Below are 743 nucleotides of genomic sequence, written 5' to 3'. Positions count from 1 at the left end.
ATACCTTCGATTCGTGATTTAAGGGAATTGAAGCGGTCTTCCCCATCCACCAGCGCAAACAAAATCAACAACGACCATTTGTCACCGATATGTGCGACCACGTTTCGAATTGGGCAGTCTTCATTGTTATGAAAAATCCGTCTATCTGACTTTGGCTTCGCCATCAGTTACTCCACTCTAGTAAGGTGAATTTGTCTCCATAGGTTACCAAAATGTGCCTAGGGCATGTTTCGGTGCGTTCTTGTACAGTAGGTTACTATTAATTACTATGGTTATCAATGTATACCTAGGTAAGAAAAACAACGGAGTGAACCATGTTAAAAGCACTGACCTCATTTATCCTTTTATTGGCAAGCACGGCTGCTTACGCACAGGCTTCAGATAAAATCATTATCGACCTACCTTCACTAAAAAAATCCAATTGGTCTGAGCAAGAGCTCAACAATGCGAGGATCATTACCGACTTTGTTCAGAACATAATGAACAATCATGATTTTGATTATGTTCTAACTCATTACAACGACAGCTCATACATTCAACACAACCGAAATCTTCCAGACAAAATTACGGGCCTTGTTGGCTTTCTACAAGAGTTCGTTGAGGAGTACCCAGACTATACCTATGACGTAAAACACATCTACGTTGATGGTGACTACGTTATTTTCCACTCTCACGCGACATTAAACGCAGAAGACAGAGGTAACGACGAAAAAGGGATGAACATTATTGATAAGTGGCGCTTG

General features: G+C 40.9%; 2 protein-coding genes. One reads left to right on the top strand and one right to left on the bottom strand.

From position 1 onward, the window contains the following. On the bottom strand, positions 1-164 hold a 164-nt coding region (locus KIV40_RS31385), incomplete at its 3' end, for a helix-turn-helix domain-containing protein (protein ID WP_285353213.1). Positions 165-314: 150 nt separating this feature from the next. On the opposite strand from KIV40_RS31385, the gene KIV40_RS31380 reads away from it, so the two are divergent. Further along, positions 315-743, top strand: a 429-nt coding sequence (locus KIV40_RS31380) for a nuclear transport factor 2 family protein (RefSeq protein ID WP_285353212.1), incomplete at its 3' end; no start/stop codon positions are given.

Source organism: Vibrio sp. D173a (assembly GCF_030248475.1).
This window is presented reverse-complemented; position numbering and strand designations above follow the sequence as displayed.